Annotated in this window: 15 protein-coding genes; 10 read left to right on the plus strand and 5 right to left on the minus strand. The window is 57.4% G+C overall.

What is annotated here, in order from left to right; genetic code table 11:
• Positions 1-173 precede the first annotated feature (173 nt).
• Positions 174-2,444, minus strand: a complete 2,271-nt coding sequence (clpA, locus tag AAGD24_RS12285) for an ATP-dependent Clp protease ATP-binding subunit ClpA (RefSeq protein ID WP_036205311.1) — start codon at positions 2,442-2,444, stop codon at positions 174-176.
• 18 nt (positions 2,445-2,462) lie between these two features.
• Positions 2,463-2,822 (minus strand): ATP-dependent Clp protease adapter ClpS, encoded by a 360-nt coding sequence (clpS, locus tag AAGD24_RS12290; RefSeq protein ID WP_036205304.1) that lies wholly within the window; start codon positions 2,820-2,822, stop codon positions 2,463-2,465.
• A gap of 316 nt (positions 2,823-3,138) precedes the next feature.
• Between clpS and AAGD24_RS12295 the strand changes: the two genes are divergently transcribed.
• The 8 genes from AAGD24_RS12295 to AAGD24_RS12330 all read left to right on the plus strand — a co-directional run bounded on the left by AAGD24_RS12295 (position 3,139) and on the right by AAGD24_RS12330 (position 10,192).
• Positions 3,139-3,462 (plus strand): cold shock domain-containing protein, encoded by a 324-nt coding sequence (locus AAGD24_RS12295; protein WP_041336669.1) that lies wholly within the window; start codon positions 3,139-3,141, stop codon positions 3,460-3,462.
• 194 nt (positions 3,463-3,656) lie between these two features.
• Positions 3,657-4,298 (plus strand): pseudouridine synthase, encoded by a 642-nt coding sequence (locus tag AAGD24_RS12300; RefSeq protein WP_379865281.1) that lies wholly within the window; start codon positions 3,657-3,659, stop codon positions 4,296-4,298.
• Positions 4,295-4,744, plus strand: coding sequence for an NUDIX hydrolase (locus AAGD24_RS12305; RefSeq protein ID WP_041334261.1), 450 nt, complete (start codon positions 4,295-4,297; stop codon positions 4,742-4,744). Before AAGD24_RS12300 ends, AAGD24_RS12305 begins: the two co-directional genes overlap by 4 nt.
• Before the next feature lie 49 nt (positions 4,745-4,793).
• Positions 4,794-5,954, plus strand: a complete 1,161-nt coding sequence (mnmA, locus tag AAGD24_RS12310) for a tRNA 2-thiouridine(34) synthase MnmA (protein ID WP_075196225.1) — start codon at positions 4,794-4,796, stop codon at positions 5,952-5,954.
• Positions 5,951-6,595 carry a high frequency lysogenization protein HflD gene (gene hflD / locus AAGD24_RS12315; RefSeq protein ID WP_036205300.1) on the plus strand — a complete coding sequence of 215 codons (645 nt, stop codon included), beginning with the start codon at positions 5,951-5,953 and terminating at the stop codon, positions 6,593-6,595. The genes mnmA and hflD overlap by 4 nt, the downstream gene beginning before the upstream one ends.
• 79 nt (positions 6,596-6,674) lie before the next feature.
• Positions 6,675-8,042 carry an adenylosuccinate lyase gene (gene purB, locus AAGD24_RS12320; protein WP_379865284.1) on the plus strand — a complete coding sequence of 456 codons (1,368 nt, stop codon included), beginning with the start codon at positions 6,675-6,677 and terminating at the stop codon, positions 8,040-8,042.
• 3 nt (positions 8,043-8,045) lie between these two features.
• A complete protein-coding gene (locus tag AAGD24_RS12325) occupies positions 8,046-9,197 on the plus strand; it encodes a cupin domain-containing protein (protein ID WP_091641339.1) in 1,152 nt (383 codons plus the stop codon).
• 29 nt (positions 9,198-9,226) lie between these two features.
• On the plus strand, positions 9,227-10,192 hold the full coding sequence (locus AAGD24_RS12330) for a GNAT family N-acetyltransferase (protein WP_379865286.1): 966 nt from the start codon (positions 9,227-9,229) through the stop codon (positions 10,190-10,192).
• Here the strand turns inward: AAGD24_RS12330 and AAGD24_RS12335 are convergent.
• Positions 10,181-11,191, minus strand: a complete 1,011-nt coding sequence (locus tag AAGD24_RS12335) for a LysR family transcriptional regulator (protein WP_007153713.1) — start codon at positions 11,189-11,191, stop codon at positions 10,181-10,183. The genes AAGD24_RS12330 and AAGD24_RS12335 overlap by 12 nt on opposite strands.
• A gap of 232 nt (positions 11,192-11,423) precedes the next feature.
• Between AAGD24_RS12335 and AAGD24_RS12340 the strand changes: the two genes are divergently transcribed.
• Both AAGD24_RS12340 and AAGD24_RS12345 read left to right on the plus strand, forming a co-directional pair.
• The gene (locus AAGD24_RS12340) at positions 11,424-12,197 is read left to right on the plus strand and encodes a hypothetical protein (RefSeq protein ID WP_041336667.1); all 774 of its coding nucleotides are present in this window, start codon (positions 11,424-11,426) and stop codon (positions 12,195-12,197) included.
• A gap of 122 nt (positions 12,198-12,319) precedes the next feature.
• A complete protein-coding gene (locus tag AAGD24_RS12345; RefSeq protein WP_256713629.1) occupies positions 12,320-14,590 on the plus strand; it encodes an ATP-binding protein in 2,271 nt (756 codons plus the stop codon).
• Here AAGD24_RS12345 and AAGD24_RS12350 read toward each other — a convergent pair.
• Both AAGD24_RS12350 and AAGD24_RS12355 read right to left on the minus strand, forming a co-directional pair.
• Complete coding sequence (locus AAGD24_RS12350) at positions 14,550-15,020, minus strand: MarR family winged helix-turn-helix transcriptional regulator (RefSeq protein WP_036205291.1); 471 nt, start codon at positions 15,018-15,020, stop codon at positions 14,550-14,552. The genes AAGD24_RS12345 and AAGD24_RS12350 overlap by 41 nt on opposite strands.
• A 3-nt stretch (positions 15,021-15,023) precedes the next feature.
• Positions 15,024-15,509, minus strand: coding sequence for a glutathione peroxidase (locus AAGD24_RS12355; RefSeq protein ID WP_075196229.1), 486 nt, complete (start codon positions 15,507-15,509; stop codon positions 15,024-15,026).
• Positions 15,510-15,630: the final 121 nt, after the last annotated feature.

The following is a 15,630-nucleotide window of genomic DNA, read 5'->3' on the forward strand; positions in this document are numbered from 1 at the left end:
TCAGGTAATCTGACTGTCAGACAACAATTTGACAGAGAAACGGAGCAATTGGATTGACGACAATGTCACGGCTGGCCCTTCAACAGAGTCAATTGATGGTCGGCCAGTGACAAAAAAGGCCATGCTGTTTCCAGCATGGCCTTTCCAGGAGGAGAAGAATCGCTCAGGGCTGCTTACACAGCCTCAGCCGGTTCGTCCTCATACTCGAACTCCAGTTCACCATCCTTGAGGTGAATGTGGACATCACCACCATGCTCCGACAGCCGGCCGAACAGGATCTGTTCCGCCAGGGGCCGCTTGATCTTGTCCTGGATCAGGCGAGCCATCGGGCGTGCCCCCATGGTGACATCGTAGCCCTTCTCGGCCAGCCATTCCTTCGCGGCGTCGTCAACGTGGAGCACCACGTGCTTCTCGTCCAACTGCGCCTGCAATTCCGTGAGGAACTTGTCCACCACGTGGGTGATGGTGGCCGGCTGGAGATCACCGAACTGGATAATGCCATCCAGGCGGTTGCGGAACTCCGGCGTAAAGGTCTTGGATATGATTTCCATACCATCCGTGCTGTGGTCCTGCTCGCTGAAGCCAATGGAACGGCGGGCCATGCTTTCAGCACCGGCGTTGGTGGTCATCACCAGGATCACATGACGGAAATCCGCCTTACGACCGTTATTATCCGTGAGCGTACCGTGATCCATCACCTGCAGAAGCAGGTTAAAGACCTCCGGATGAGCCTTCTCGATCTCATCCAGCAACAGCACACAATGCGGATGCTTGCTCACGGATTCCGTCAGCAGACCACCCTGGTCATACCCGACATAGCCCGGAGGCGCACCGATCAACCTGGACACGGTATGCCGCTCCATGTACTCGGACATGTCGAAGCGCACCAGCTCGATACCCAACACCTTGGCCAGTTGCTTGGTGACTTCGGTCTTGCCCACACCCGTGGGGCCGGCAAACAGGAAGGCACCTTCCGGCTTCTCCGGCGCCTTCAGGCCGGCACGGGCCAGCTTGATGGCGGTGGACAAGGACTCGATAGCCGGATCCTGCCCGAAGACCACCATCTTGAGATCCCGCTCCAGATTGCGCAGCAGGTCCTTGTCGCTGGTGGATACGTTCTTCGGCGGGATGCGGGCGATATTGGCCACCACATCCTCGATTTCCGACACGTCGATTGTCTTCTTGCGTTTGGCCACCGCCAGCAGACGCTGATGGGCACCGGCTTCGTCGATTACGTCAATCGCCTTGTCCGGCAGGTGGCGATCGGTGATGTAGCGTTCAGACAGCTCAGCCGCCACACGCAGTGCCTGATCGGTGTACTTCAGGTCATGGTGCTTCTCGAAATGGGACTTCAGCCCCTTGAGGATCTGGTAGGTATCCTCAACGCTGGGTTCGTTCACATCAATCTTCTGGAAGCGGCGAGCCAGCGCGCTGTCCTTCTCGAAAATGCCACGGAATTCCTGGAAGGTGGTGGAGCCAATGCACCGGATTTCCCCTGAGCTCAGCATGGGCTTGAGCAGGTTGGAGGCATCCATCACACCGCCGGACGCGGAACCGGCACCGATGATGGTATGGATTTCATCGATGAACAGAATCGCATGCTTCTCTTTCTTCAATTCTGCAAGCAGCCCCTTCAGCCGCTTCTCGAAATCACCCCGGTACTTGGTGCCAGCCAGAAGGGCACCGAGATCAAGTGAATAGACCACCGCGTCAGAAATGATCTCCGGCACCTGGCTATCCACAATGCGCTTGGCAAGGCCTTCGGCAATCGCGGTCTTGCCCACACCCGCTTCGCCCACCAGCAGCGGATTGTTCTTGCGACGGCGAACCAGTATCTGAACCACCCGCTCGACTTCGTGTTCACGTCCGATCAGCGGGTCAATGCGGCCCTGGCGGGCCTGGTCATTCAGGTTGGTTGCGTAGCTTTCCAGCGGACGTGACGCACCGCCTTCTTCTGCGGCTTCATCATGAGACGCCTGATCGTGACCCTCCTGATCTTCGGCACCCTGAACGCGAGAGATGCCATGGGAAACAAAATTCACCACGTCAATGCGGGCGATGCTCTGTTTCTTGAGCACATACACCGCCTGGCTCTCCTGCTCACTGAAGATGGCCACCAGCACATTGGCACCGGTTACCTCCTTCTTGCCAGAGGATTGTACGTGAAATACAGCACGTTGTAGCACGCGCTGGAATCCGAGCGTGGGTTGTGTTTCCCGCTCGCTGTCGTTGCTGGGGATCAGTGGTGTGGTTGAATCCACAAACTCTACGAGTTCTTCCTGAAGCCGGGCCAGGTCTGCACCGCATGCTTTCAGGACGCCCACTGCCGATTCGTTGTCGAGCAAGGCCAGCAAAAGGTGCTCGACGGTCATGAATTCATGACGCTTGTCGCGGGCACTTTTGAAAGCCGCATTCAATGTAATTTCAAGATCTTTGCTCAGCATGGGCCACCCCAAGGTCTATCAGTCCGCACGTTCAATCTCGCAAAGGAGCGGATGTTCGCATTCCGAGGAATACTGGTTCACCTGTGCCGCCTTTGTTTCCGCGATGTCCCGGGTATATACCCCGCATACAGCCTTTCCCTGCGTATGGACGAGCAGCATCACCTGCGTCGCCTTTTCTTCGTTCATTCCGAAGAACTTCATCAACACATCCACTACAAAGTCCATGGGTGTGTAGTCATCGTTCAGAAGCAGAACCCTGAAGCGCGCGGGGCGCTTGAGGGCGGGCTTCTCGGGAGCAACACTGACATCGTCCTGACGTCCTGGCTGTTCGTCCTCCCCCTGATTTAATACTAGTAGAGAATTCTGGATAGTCCGCATGATTCTTTACCGGAAATCGGTGCCTCTGCTTAAAGATGGTTGTCTGCCGCCCGGTTTTCAAGGTACCTCCGGTAACCGGACGTGCGCTGGTTATCAATCTCGCCATGATACAGGCTCCGGCCCCGGTTCAACCATACATTCCGGCTATAACTGCTATTGACTCTGAGCGAATATTGGTCAACAGTACGATAGCAATGTAAAATATTGTAAATTGGCGTAAGAAGCCTATAACAGGCTGCAATCCGTGCAAGGCAAAACGCTCGGCAATAACATCAATAACAAAGACACTGACAGTGAAAGAACAGGGGAGTTCATCATGCCAAGAGGCAAAGTAAAGTGGTTTAACAATGCCAAGGGTTATGGCTTCATTATCGAGGAAGGCTGCAGTGACGATCTGTTTGCTCACTTCTCTTCAGTGCAAATGGAAGGTTACAAAACCTTAAAGGCCGGCCAGGCCGTCACCTTCGATAAAAAGCCCAGCGACAAGGGGATCCACGCGGTCAACATCGTTCCGGAGGAGCAGCCACAGAAGCAGAGTTCCCAAGAGAACGCTTCTGAGAAAACGTCCGGCAGTGACGACGACGTGGAACAGAATCAGGACAGTGGATACCAGGATCAGCCCCGCGCGGCAAACGCTTGACGGCTGACGCCACCACTGCCCAGGCAGATAACACCGGCCCACAATGACCGGCCAGTTAGCCTGTGTCCGGACGTTCGGTCGTTCCGCAACCAGATGGGGCGACCGGGCCCTCCTCCCCAACCCTCTCTCTCCCTACTTCTGGCATAATGCGCCTGTTCAAATTCGATTCCCTTAATCAAGGTTCATTTGCCACCATGGCAACGCTGATTCTGTTCAACAAACCGTTCCGGGTGCTTTGCCAGTTCACCGACGAGAAAGGCGATACGGATGGCACCCTCCGCGCCACCCTTGCCGACTGGCTCAAGATCCCCGCTGTCTACCCTGCCGGGCGGCTTGACTATGATTCGGAAGGTCTCTTGCTGCTAACGGACAACGGGCAACTGCAGCATCAAATTGCCTCTCCCCGGCTGAAAATGCCAAAGACATATTGGGTTCAGGTTGAAGGCGAGATCAGCGAAACGGCACTGAAGAAACTGCGCGAAGGCGTGGAACTCAAAGACGGTAAGACTCGCCCAGCCGAAGTTACGACGATGGCTCCGCCGGAGATCTGGCCCAGAAACCCGCCAGTACGCTACAGAGCATCGATCCCCACGAGCTGGGTGAAGATCACCATCACCGAAGGTAAAAATCGGCAGGTCCGTCGCATGACGGCGGCAGTCGGCTTCCCTACCCTACGATTGGTTCGCTATGGTATTGGAGACTGGACCCTGGACGGGCTTTCGCCCGGCGAATACAGGGCAACATCCGTACATGCGCCTTCGCCCCCGCCTGGAACCGCGGCGCGGAAGACGGCGAAACCCCGCAAACACGCACCCCGGAGGCGACCCCGCCCATGACCTGGACACCCCACGCCACAGTTGCCGTTATTGTTGAAGATGACCATGGCCGTTTTTTGCTGGTTGAGGAACTCAGCCATGGTCAGGTGGTGCTCAACCAGCCCGCGGGCCACGTAGAGGAAGGCGAAAGGATCCTTGACGCAGCGCAGCGGGAAACCCTGGAGGAGACTGGCTGGGAGGTGGTCCCTGAGCACTTTCTTGGCGTCTATACCTACAAGGCCCCCGCCAACGGCGTTACCTACTACCGGTTTTGCTTCTCAGCCAGGGCCCTGGGCCGCGTGACCGATGAGCTGGACGACGGCATTATCGCTGCCCACTGGTTAACACCCGGTGAAATCCGCTCACAGGCCGACAAACTTCGGAGCCCTCTGGTCATGCAATGCATAGAAGATTACCGAAACGGACGCCGCTTTCCCCTGGATGTCATTGTCGAGCCGCAGACGTAACCTGGCTTAAATGCTAGAATCCGCCCCTTTGACCCCGACAGACCCAGACATGACTAAAGCACCTGAAAATACCCGAGTGATTGTCGGCATGTCCGGCGGCGTAGACTCTTCCGTGGCAGCCTGGCTCCTGAAGGACCAGGGTTACCAGGTGGAAGGCCTGTTCATGAAAAACTGGGACGAGGATGACGGCACCGAATACTGCACCGCCATGACCGACCTGGCGGACGCTCAGGCGGTGGCGGAAACCATCGGTATTACGCTGCACACCGCCAGCTTTGCGGCGGAATACTGGGATCGGGTATTCGAGCACTTCCTGTCGGAATACAAGGCTGGCCGGACCCCGAATCCCGATATCCTCTGCAACAAGGAAGTGAAGTTCCGGGCGTTTCTCGATTACGCCATTACCCTGGGCGCTGACTACATTGCCACCGGCCACTACACCCGCCAGCGCCCTCTGAACGACGGCAGTGGCGGAGCCGAACTGCTCAAGGGCCTTGACCCCAACAAGGACCAGAGCTACTTCCTGCACGCCGTCTCTGGCGAACGTATTGCCCGTACGCTCTTTCCGGTGGGCGAGCTTGAAAAACCGGAAGTACGGCGCATTGCCGCCGAACAGGGCTTTATCACCCACGACAAGAAAGACTCCACCGGTATCTGCTTTATCGGGGAACGCAAATTCCGGGATTTCCTCAAACAGTACATTCCCGCGCAGCCCGGAAATATCGAGACCCCCGATGGCCAGGTGATCGGCCGCCATCAGGGCCTGATGTACCACACCATTGGCCAGCGTCAGGGCCTCGGCATTGGTGGCTTGAGTGAGTTTGGCGACGAGCCCTGGTACGTCGCGGAAAAAGACCTGTCCCGCAACGTACTGGTTGCCGTTCAGGGCAAGCATCACCCCCTGCTGTTTTCTCGCGGACTGATCAGCGGACCGGTGGATTGGATTGCCGGCGAAGCTCCGGCTGCGGAGTTCCGCTGCAAAGCCAAGACGCGCTACCGCCAACCGGACCAGGACTGCACGGTAACAGCCCTGGACAACGGGTTCAGGGTTGTCTTTGACGACGCACAGCGCGCCGTCACTCCGGGTCAGTCTGTCGTGTTTTACCGCGACGAGGTCTGCCTTGGTGGCGGCGTTATCGAACAAACCTGGCGGGACGGTGAGCAGACGCCCACAGGAACTGACAACAAGGCGGAAGGAGCCGGCGCATGAGCCGATCGATACACGACCAGACCCTGGCTCTGGCGGGCGTCTTCCAGGCCTCTGCTCTGGTCCAGCAAATAGCCCATTCCGGCCAGTGCGCGGAGTCCAGCTTTGAAACCTGCCTACGCTCACTGTTCGCCACGCAACCTGAAACGACCCTGGATGTGTTCGGCGGTGAACTGAAGGACCTGCGTGAAGGCCTTTCCACCCTCGCCAGCGTAATGAGCCAACAGAGCAAACAGCAGGACATTGAAGTACTGCGTTACGCCCTGAACCTGATCAACCTCTCTTCCAAGCTTCGTCAAAACAGCGACATGCTGGATGTAATCGGCAGCCGGATCGACCAGGCCCGGCACACCGCAAGCCATTTCGGCTACAGCCACAGCAACCTGATTGCCAACGTGGCGTCGATTTACACGGACACCATCAGCACCTTCCGCCAGCGTATCCAGGTCAGCGGTGAGCCCACGATTCTTCAACGCGAGGAGAATGCGGCCAAAGTACGTGCCCTGTTACTGGCCGGTATTCGCTCCGCCGTCCTTTGGCACCAGACCGGCGGCCGCCGCTGGCAACTTATCTTCACTCGTCGCAAGGTCATCATGACCGCCCGGGAATTGGCGGAGAAGGCAAACCGCTCGGTTTACGACTGAATCCCGGCCACCACTGGTGTATCATATGCGCCCCCAGTTTTTCTTTTGACCGTATCTTTGATGACTTGAGAGGTTTTCGATGGAACTCAACGCCCTGACCGCCATTTCCCCGGTCGATGGACGCTATGGCAGTAAAGTCAGCGTTTTTCGTGACATTTTCAGTGAATATGGCCTGATCAGGAACCGCGTGACCGTTGAGCTCCGCTGGCTGCAGAAACTGGCGGCCCATCCCGGCATCACCGAGGTGCCTGCCTTCTCTGCCGACGCCAACCAGTTTCTGGATCGAATGATCTCGGAGTTCAATCTGGCAGACGCGGAACAGATCAAGGGCATTGAACGCACCACCAACCATGACGTAAAGGCGGTAGAATACTTCATCAAGGAAAAGATCTCCGAGGTTCCGGAACTGCACGCCGTTACTGAATTCGTGCATTTTGCCTGTACCTCCGAGGACATCAACAACCTCTCCCATGCCCTGATGTTGCGCGAAGGTCTGGACCACGGCCTGCTCCCGGCCATGGAGCGCATCGTTGACCGGCTGGCGGAGCTGGCCCATGAGCACGCGGAACAACCCATGCTGTCCCGCACCCATGGCCAGACGGCCTCGCCCTCCACCGTCGGCAAGGAACTGGCCAACGTGGTTCACCGCTTACGCCGGCAGGTGAAACAGATTCGCGCCGTGGAGCTGATGGGCAAGATCAACGGGGCCGTAGGCAACTACAATGCCCACCTGTCTGCCTACCCATCAATCGACTGGGCCCAGAACGCCAAGGAATTCATTGAAAGCCTGGGCCTGGACTGGAACCCGTACACCACCCAGATTGAACCCCACGATTACATCGCCGAGCTCTACGACGCCATTGCTCGATTCAACACCATTCTGATTGATCTGGACCGGGATATCTGGGGTTATATTTCCCTGGGCTACTTCAAGCAGAAAACCGTGGAAGGCGAAGTAGGCTCGTCCACCATGCCCCACAAGGTGAATCCAATTGATTTCGAGAATTCTGAAGGCAACCTGGGCATCGCCAACGCCCTGTTCAGCCACCTGTCTGCCAAGCTGCCGATTTCCCGCTGGCAGCGTGACCTGACCGACTCAACCGTTCTGCGCAACCTCGGCGTGGGTTTCGCCCACAGCCTGATTGCCTACGAGGCCTCCCTGAAAGGCCTGGGCAAGCTGGAAATCAACCCGGCACGCCTGGACGAAGACCTGGATCACGCCTGGGAAGTCCTGGCGGAGCCGATCCAGACCGTTATGCGCCGGTACAACATCGAGAAGCCCTACGAAAAGTTGAAGGCGCTGACCCGTGGCAAAGCCATGACACCGGATGTGATCAAGGCCTTTGTGGAGTCACTGGACATTCCCGATGCCGCCAAGGCGGAACTGATGGAACTCACTCCCGGCTCTTACATTGGCAACGCCACGCAACAGGCACGGGATATCTGAACCATGCAACTGCCCGGCGGAATGCCCGCCCAGGAATTCCTGCGGGACTACTGGCAAAAAAAACCACTGGTCATCCGCCAGGCCTTTGCGGGCTTTGAGTGCCCTGTCTCGGCCGACGAGTTGGCAGGACTGGCCTGTGAGGACGCTGTTGAATCGCGGATTGTGATCGAGGACGACAACGGCAAACCCTGGCAGTTGCACAACGGCCCTTTCGAGCCCGAGCGTTTCAGCAAACTGCCAGACAGCCACTGGACACTGCTGGTTCAGGGTCTTGACCACTGGGTTCCTGACTTTGCGGACCTGCTGGACGAATTCCGCTTCGTACCCAACTGGCGGCTGGATGACATTATGGCCAGCTACGCGCCAAAAGGAGGCAGCGTAGGCCCCCACTACGATCAGTACGATGTCTTCCTTCTGCAAGCCGAGGGGCACCGTCGTTGGACCTTTGGCGGCCATTGTGACCACACCTCGCCGCGCGTGGACGGTACGCCGCTACGAATCCTGAGCAGTTGGGACGGCGAGGAGACGGTAACCCTGGCACCGGGAGACATGCTGTACCTGCCACCGGGCGTCGGTCATCACGGGGTCGCCGAGGACGACTGCATTACCCTGTCTATCGGGTTCCGCGCACCTACGGTCGACGATGTACTGACAGGCTTCACCGACTTCCTGTGCAGCCGCTCCGATGCCTCTGACCATCTGGATGATCCGGACCTGAAGGTCCAGGACAACCCCGGCGCCATCAAGCCCGACGTTATCCATCGGCTTGACCGCCTCATCCGCGACCAACTCAGTGATCAACGCCAGTTGGCACTCTGGTTCGGCCAGTACTCAACGGCACCCAAGAGCCTGGAAATCGTTGTGCCCGCGGAAGAACCGGTCACACCAGAGTTGCTGGGCGAGTTGATTGCGGCCGGCAACCCATTGCGCTGGAACGAGGGCTCACGTTTCGCCTACCATGACTTCGAGGACGAAACCGCCCTGTTCGTGGACGGTGAGCAGTTCCTGCTTCGGGGCGACGCACGGCCCCTGGCACCCCTTCTTTGTGCCAGCGCTCGCCCGGACATGGGCGCACTGGCCAGCTTTGCCGGTGACGATGCCATACAGGGTCTTCTGAGCACACTCGTCAACCAGGGCTCTCTGTACTTTGACTGACATCTGACTGAAACCTGGGTGAAGGCAGCATGAACGTACGGGTTCGAAAATACAGCTGGCAACTGGCGCCGGCCGATGTCCGGAACATCCGCCAGTCCGTATTCGTGGACGAGCAAAAAGTCCCACCGGAACTGGAGTGGGACGACACCGACGAAATTGCCGACCACTACCTGATGGTATTACCCGACAACACCCCCGTTGGCGTCGCCCGCCTGTTCTCCACGTTGGAGGAAACGGCACACATCGGCCGCATGGCTATTCTTCCGGCACACCGGGGCAAGGGTCTGGGTGAAGTCCTGCTACGCCACCTTGTCTCCGAAACCGCAGAGCGTTTCACCGAGCTGCAACTTTCCGCCCAGGAACACGCCATCCCCTTCTACCAACGCTCGGGCTTTCACGTGTGTTCCGACCTCTACGACGACGCCGGAATCCCCCATGTCGACATGCGCTGCCTCGCTCCGAAGCTGGTGAACGACGCCTATTCAACCCGTGAGAATCCCATGTTGTTGGGTGAAGATCGGGACGCCTGGCTGTTTGACCGCGAGAGCACCATGGTAGATTTGATCGACTCCCTGACTGGCCAGGCGCGTCAGCGGATCTGGCTGTATGACCGGGTGCTGGACCATGATCTCTATGACCGCCTGCGCTTCCGGGAACTGATATCCGGCCTGGCCCGTCGACATCGGCTCAGTGACGTGCGGCTTCTGATTCACGATGACAAGCCGCTGGTCCAACGCCGTCACCAGATTGTTGAATTGATGCGCCGCCTGCCCAGCCGGATTGAACTGAGGCTGGTGAACGAGGATTACCCGGTGGACGACCAGCCCTTCCTGCTCGCGGACCGCGAGGGCGTGGTTTACCGGCATGACTTCTACAAGCCGGAAGGCTTTGCAACGTTTGCCAACAGCGGCCGGGTAAAACTTCTCGCTGAGTCGTTCCAGCGCATGTGGGATGCAGGAAGGAGTTCTCTGGAACTGCGAGAACTACCGCTCTGAGTGGCGGATACCGGGCACCCCGGTGGATTCAAACTGTGCTCCGAACGGGGCAAATTCCGCGTCTACCTCTTCCGCCACTTCGGCAATCAGCTTACGTAACCACTGGTGATCCGTGTTGTGTTGCAACAGCGGGCTCCAGGCCATTTTGAGCTCGAACGGCGGTATCTCGAACGGTGGCACTTTAACCACCAGGTTGGCGTTGTCTTTCTGCAACCAGGCCGCCCGGCATGGCAGCGTGGCGATCAGGTCGTGCTGCTCCGCCAGCAGCATCGCCACCTGGTAATGCCGCGTAAACACGGAAATCTGGCGTTTTCGGCCCATCAGTGACAAGGCCTCGTCCACCCACCCCAGGCGCTGGACGTCTTTCGGGTTCACCCCCACCCCGACACCAAACCCGGTCTTGCTGACCCAGATATGACTGGCGTCCAGGTAGGTATCGAGGGTAAACGGCTCCTTGAGTATCGGGTTACGTGCGTTCATCAGGCAGGCAAAGTACTCCGTCCACAGAGTTTTCTGGTGGAACGACTGGGGGATCTTGTCAAAACGGTTGATCGCCATATCGAGGCGCCCCTGCTCCACGTCGAGGAAGCTCACGTCACTGGGGGTAAGAACATCCAGAGTCACATGAGGCGCTTCCTGACGAATCCGGCGAAGTACCCGTGGCATCAGGCAGGATTCCGCGTAGTCACTGGCCATGATCCGAAACACGCGCTGACTTTCCATAGCCGCGAACGCGGTTTTCTCATGAACCGCCTGCTCAATATCGGACAGAATGCTCCGCACCAGTGGCTGTAGCTCAGTGGCACGCTCGGTTGCGGTCATCCCCTCACTGGTACGAACCAGCAGCGGGTCTCCGAACAGGTCCCGCAGTCGGCGCAGGCCGTTGCTCATCGCGGGCTGGGTAATCCCAAGATGATTGGCGGCTTTGGTGACGTTCCGCTCCCTCAACAGTACATCGAGATAAACAAGCAGATTGAGGTCTACCCGGGAAATGTCCATGACGTGGCCCCTATCGGAAGTAACACGTAAAAACGGCTTTTATTCACTAGAATAATGGTCAACAGGATATCAATTCATCGGATTGATATGAAGCTGCAATCTTTCACATTTCAGAACGGAATCATCCGGGGTTTTCTGCTAATCTTCCGTATACTTGCTGGATTTCTCCGGATTTTTTCTGTGGCCGGAGCTGCCAGTGGCCTGTCCATTCAGCCGGAGTGTTTGCAACAAGATGGATACCACAATGATTGTGCTGCTACTGGCGGCTGTCGTTACCGTTTCGATCATTATTATTGTGGCCAGTCAGATGCGAGAGCGCGCACGTATCGAGCGTATTCGTAAAACAACGGCTCTGGAAGACAGCTACAAAAGAGCCGGCCGCCTGCTCTCCGAAATCCCGGGCCAGTATTTCACTGCAGATTTGAAACTGCTATTGATCAAGCGGATGGAGGAGTCTTGCAAAGACCTCCAGGCCCTGAAATCTGATCAGCCCGTTGAAGAACGACTGAGTGCTGTACAACAGCTGAAAAAGTCCGTAATGGACGGCGAAGACAAGCGCACTCCGATCAAGATCGACTCCCCCGAAAAGTCCACCTATGTCCAGGAGCTGCTGCAAAATCTGTTCAAGATGATCGAGGGCATGCACAAGGCCGGCAAGATTGATAGCGCCACCGCCAAGAAAAACCTGAAGTTCGTGTTGTTCCTGGTGCACAAGACCCACGCCGACCTGCATGTGTTCCAGGCACGCGATTATGTGAAGCAGAACCAGATTCGAAAGGCCATTCACGCCTATCATCTGGCCAGTACCGAAATGGGCAAGTCCAGGGACAACCCGATGGCCATGAAAGCCGTGAAAAGTTTCCGTACCCGCATCAAGGAACTGGAAGCCATCAAGGGGGACGAAGAACACAGTGCCGCGGCCGCGGGCCAGTCAAGCCTGGACAAGGAATGGGATACGTTCCTCCACGACGATGAGTGGCGCAAGAAAGCCGACTACGACGACTAGGCGCCAACTGGCGCCCCGCGAAAACCACCGAAACGTTACAACAGGGACCGTGAAACGCCGTGACAACTGCATTCCAAAAGCGGCTATCCTATCGCCTGACCCGTGACACCGTTTTAATCGCAATGGTATTGGGCCTTGTGCTCAACATTGTCCAGGTCACTCTCGATTATTTCAGCGCCAGGGACTCCATGGAGCAGGAGATCCGTGCGCTCATCGAAATCAGTCACAGCCCTGCTTCGCAGATCGCCTACAACATCGACATCCGGCTTGCGGAAGAGCTTCTTGATGGCTTGCTTCGCCACCCCGCAACCATCGACGCCCGTATTATCGATAACAATGGCCAAACCATGGCTGCGGCGAGCCAGAGCAGCCCGGATTCGCGCTATCGGTGGATCAGTGACCTGCTCTTCGGTGACAGTCGCGTATTCAGTCAGGAGCTGGTGGTACCGCAGCTGAGCGACCTCTCCCTCGGGAGCCTCACGGTCACCATCGATACCTACCACTACGGCCTGCTGTTCCTCCAACGCGCGGGCTATACCGTCATCAGCGGCCTGCTGAAAAGCCTGGTGCTGACTGCTGCACTGCTGTTCATTTTCTTCTTTGTGCTGACCCGGCCCATGCTGAACGTCATCGGTGCTCTGAGCCGGGTCAAGGCTGAAACGCCTGAGAAGGTCCGGCTTCCTGTGCCGGAGAATCATCGTGAAGATGAGATCGGGCTGATGGTGGGTGTCATCAACCAGCATCTGGAAACCATCGATTCCAGCCTCGCACAGCTCAGGATGGCCGAAAGTGCGATGAAGAACTACTCCAGCCAGCTGGAACAGGAGGTGGAAGACCGCACTCGGGAAATTTCCGAGAAGAACGATGCCTTGCAGCGAGGCAACCGCGCCCTGGTTCGCGCCAAAGAGGACGCTGTACGCCGTGCCAGAGCCCGTGCCAATTTCCTGGCCAGCATGAGCCATGAGATACGCACACCACTCAACGGTGTTCTGGGGATGTTGGGCCTGGCGCTGGAAGGCGACATGGAACAGGCACAACGAAACCGGTTGGAAATTGCGCTCAATGCCGGCCAGAGTTTGCTCGGTCTGTTAAACGACATCCTGGACATCTCCAAGGTCGAAGCCGGGAAATTGAGCCTGGAGAACATCCCGTTTTCACTCCGCAACCTGGTGGAAGAGTGTGCGACACTGCATGCCCAACAAGCCAGGCGCAAGAATATTGACGTTGTGGCGGACATCGACTGTGACCTGCCCGAAAGCTTTCTTGGCGATCCCACCCGAACTCGGCAGATCCTGAACAACCTGCTCAGTAACGCTATTAAATTCACCGAGCAAGGCTTCGTCCGCATCCACGCCACCCGCTACAACGGCAACGTACGCATTGACGTTGTCGACACCGGTATCGGCATGTCCAAGGAAGGGCTGCACAGGATATTCTCACCCTTCTCACAGGCTGACAGTGACACTACCCGGCTCTATGGCGGCACTGGCCTGGGCCTGACACTGTGTCGTCAACTGGTGGAGCGGATGCATGGCCAGATCCTGGTAGATTCCGAGGAGCACGAAGGCACGCACTTCACCGTGAACCTGCCCCTGCCGGTTCACGATGAGCAGGAGAGCCAACCGTCGATGCCGGCTATTCCAGGCCTACTTCAGCAGGTAGGCGTCGATATCGGGATGCCCCGGGACTATCCGCACCGCACGCCCATCGAGCATCAACTGAGAGCCTGGGGCATTCCACTGCGCGAGGCGGCACCCGACGGAGAGGGAATTCTGATGATCGCCGCCAACGAAAGCGACGAGACCGCGGCACAACTGGCATCGTCCTGGTCCGGCACCGGCATTATTCTGGTGGACCGGGACGGCTCCGCCCATCCCACCAAAGATCGTCAGATACTGTCGATGCCACTCAGACGTGAGCAGTTGTACCGAACACTGTGCAGGGCAGCTGGGCTGGACACCGGGGACAGGGCAAGAATCATCGAAACCCCGGCTGGCGTGTCACGCACGCTGAATCTTCTTCTGGTCGAAGACAATCAGGTTAATCAGGTGGTCGCCAGCAGCATGCTGAAAAAGCTGGGCCACACTGTCACCCTGGCCGAAAACGGCAAGCAGGCACTGGAAGCCTTGCAGCAAAGCGAAAGGAGATTCGATATTGTACTGATGGATTGCCAGATGCCGGTGATGGACGGCTATGAGGCCACCCGCAATATTCGTGAAAACCCTGAGTGGCAGGATCTGCCAGTGATCGCGGTCACCGCCAACGTCATGCAGGGAGACCGGGACGACTGCCTCGAGTCCGGCATGAATGACTACATCACCAAACCTTACAATCGTGCCGACCTGAAATCCATTATTGACCGCTGGGCGCCTCCCCAGCCTCCAGAAGACTGAGGACAGATCGCAGCTCTTCCCTCAATTCCACAATGCGCTCCTGATCAATGCCCGTACCACACAGCAGGCGGCCGGGAATGTCCCGAGCCTGCTGGCGCATGGCACTGCCCTTCTCAGTGGGGGCGACCGTAACCACTCGCTCATCGGTGGTATCCCGCAAACGGGTGACCAGATCACGCTCAGCCAGACGTTTGAGCAGCGGCGTCAGGGTTCCGGAATCCAGGCGCAGTCGTTTACCCAGGTCAGACACCCTGACCGTCTGTCCGTTCTCCCCGGCTTCCCACAACACCAACATGACCAGATACTGCGGATAGGTCAGATTCAGTTCCGCCAGCAGCGGACGATAGCGGGCGGTTATTGCCCGGTTGGCGGCGTAGAGGGCAAAACAGAGCTGATTATCCAGCGCCAGGACGTCGTCTTCGTCAGTCATGGTTCACAGTAACGCTTCAATGTCGGCGCGAATGGCAGACGGCTTGGTGGTCGGCGGGTAACGACGCACCACCTCACCCTCACGATTCACCAGGAACTTGGTGAAGTTCCATTTTACAGCTTCCGATCCCAACAGCCCCTTGGCACTGTGCTTCAGGTACTCAAACAGCGGGTGGGCATTAGGGCCGTTGACGTCAATCTTTGCGAACATGGGAAAGTCCACGCCGTAGTTAAGGCTACAGAATTCGCTGATGGCCTTGTCGTCCGCCGGGTCCTGATTCCGGAACTGGTTGCAGGGGAAACCGAGCACTTCGAGGCCTTTTTCTTTCAGCTCGACGTACAGGGACTGCAAACCCTCAAACTGGGGAGTGAAACCGCATTTGCTAGCCGTGTTTACGATCAACAGAACTTTGCCACGGAACTCATCCAGGGAATGCTCCTCACCGCGAATATCGGCCGCGTTAAAGTCGTAGATGCTTTGGGTGCTCATTACATTCCTCCCTTGTATTTTTCGCTATTATATTTTGCACAACCCTATTTACAACTGATTCCGTCACGGTTGCCACGCTCAGTTCATGGAATCTGTGAGCTTTGGGCGTTAAATCTCCGCA

Origin of the sequence: Marinobacter sp. M5B (assembly GCF_042604615.1) — a bacterium.
Taxonomy (GTDB): domain Bacteria; phylum Pseudomonadota; class Gammaproteobacteria; order Pseudomonadales; family Oleiphilaceae; genus Marinobacter; species Marinobacter salarius.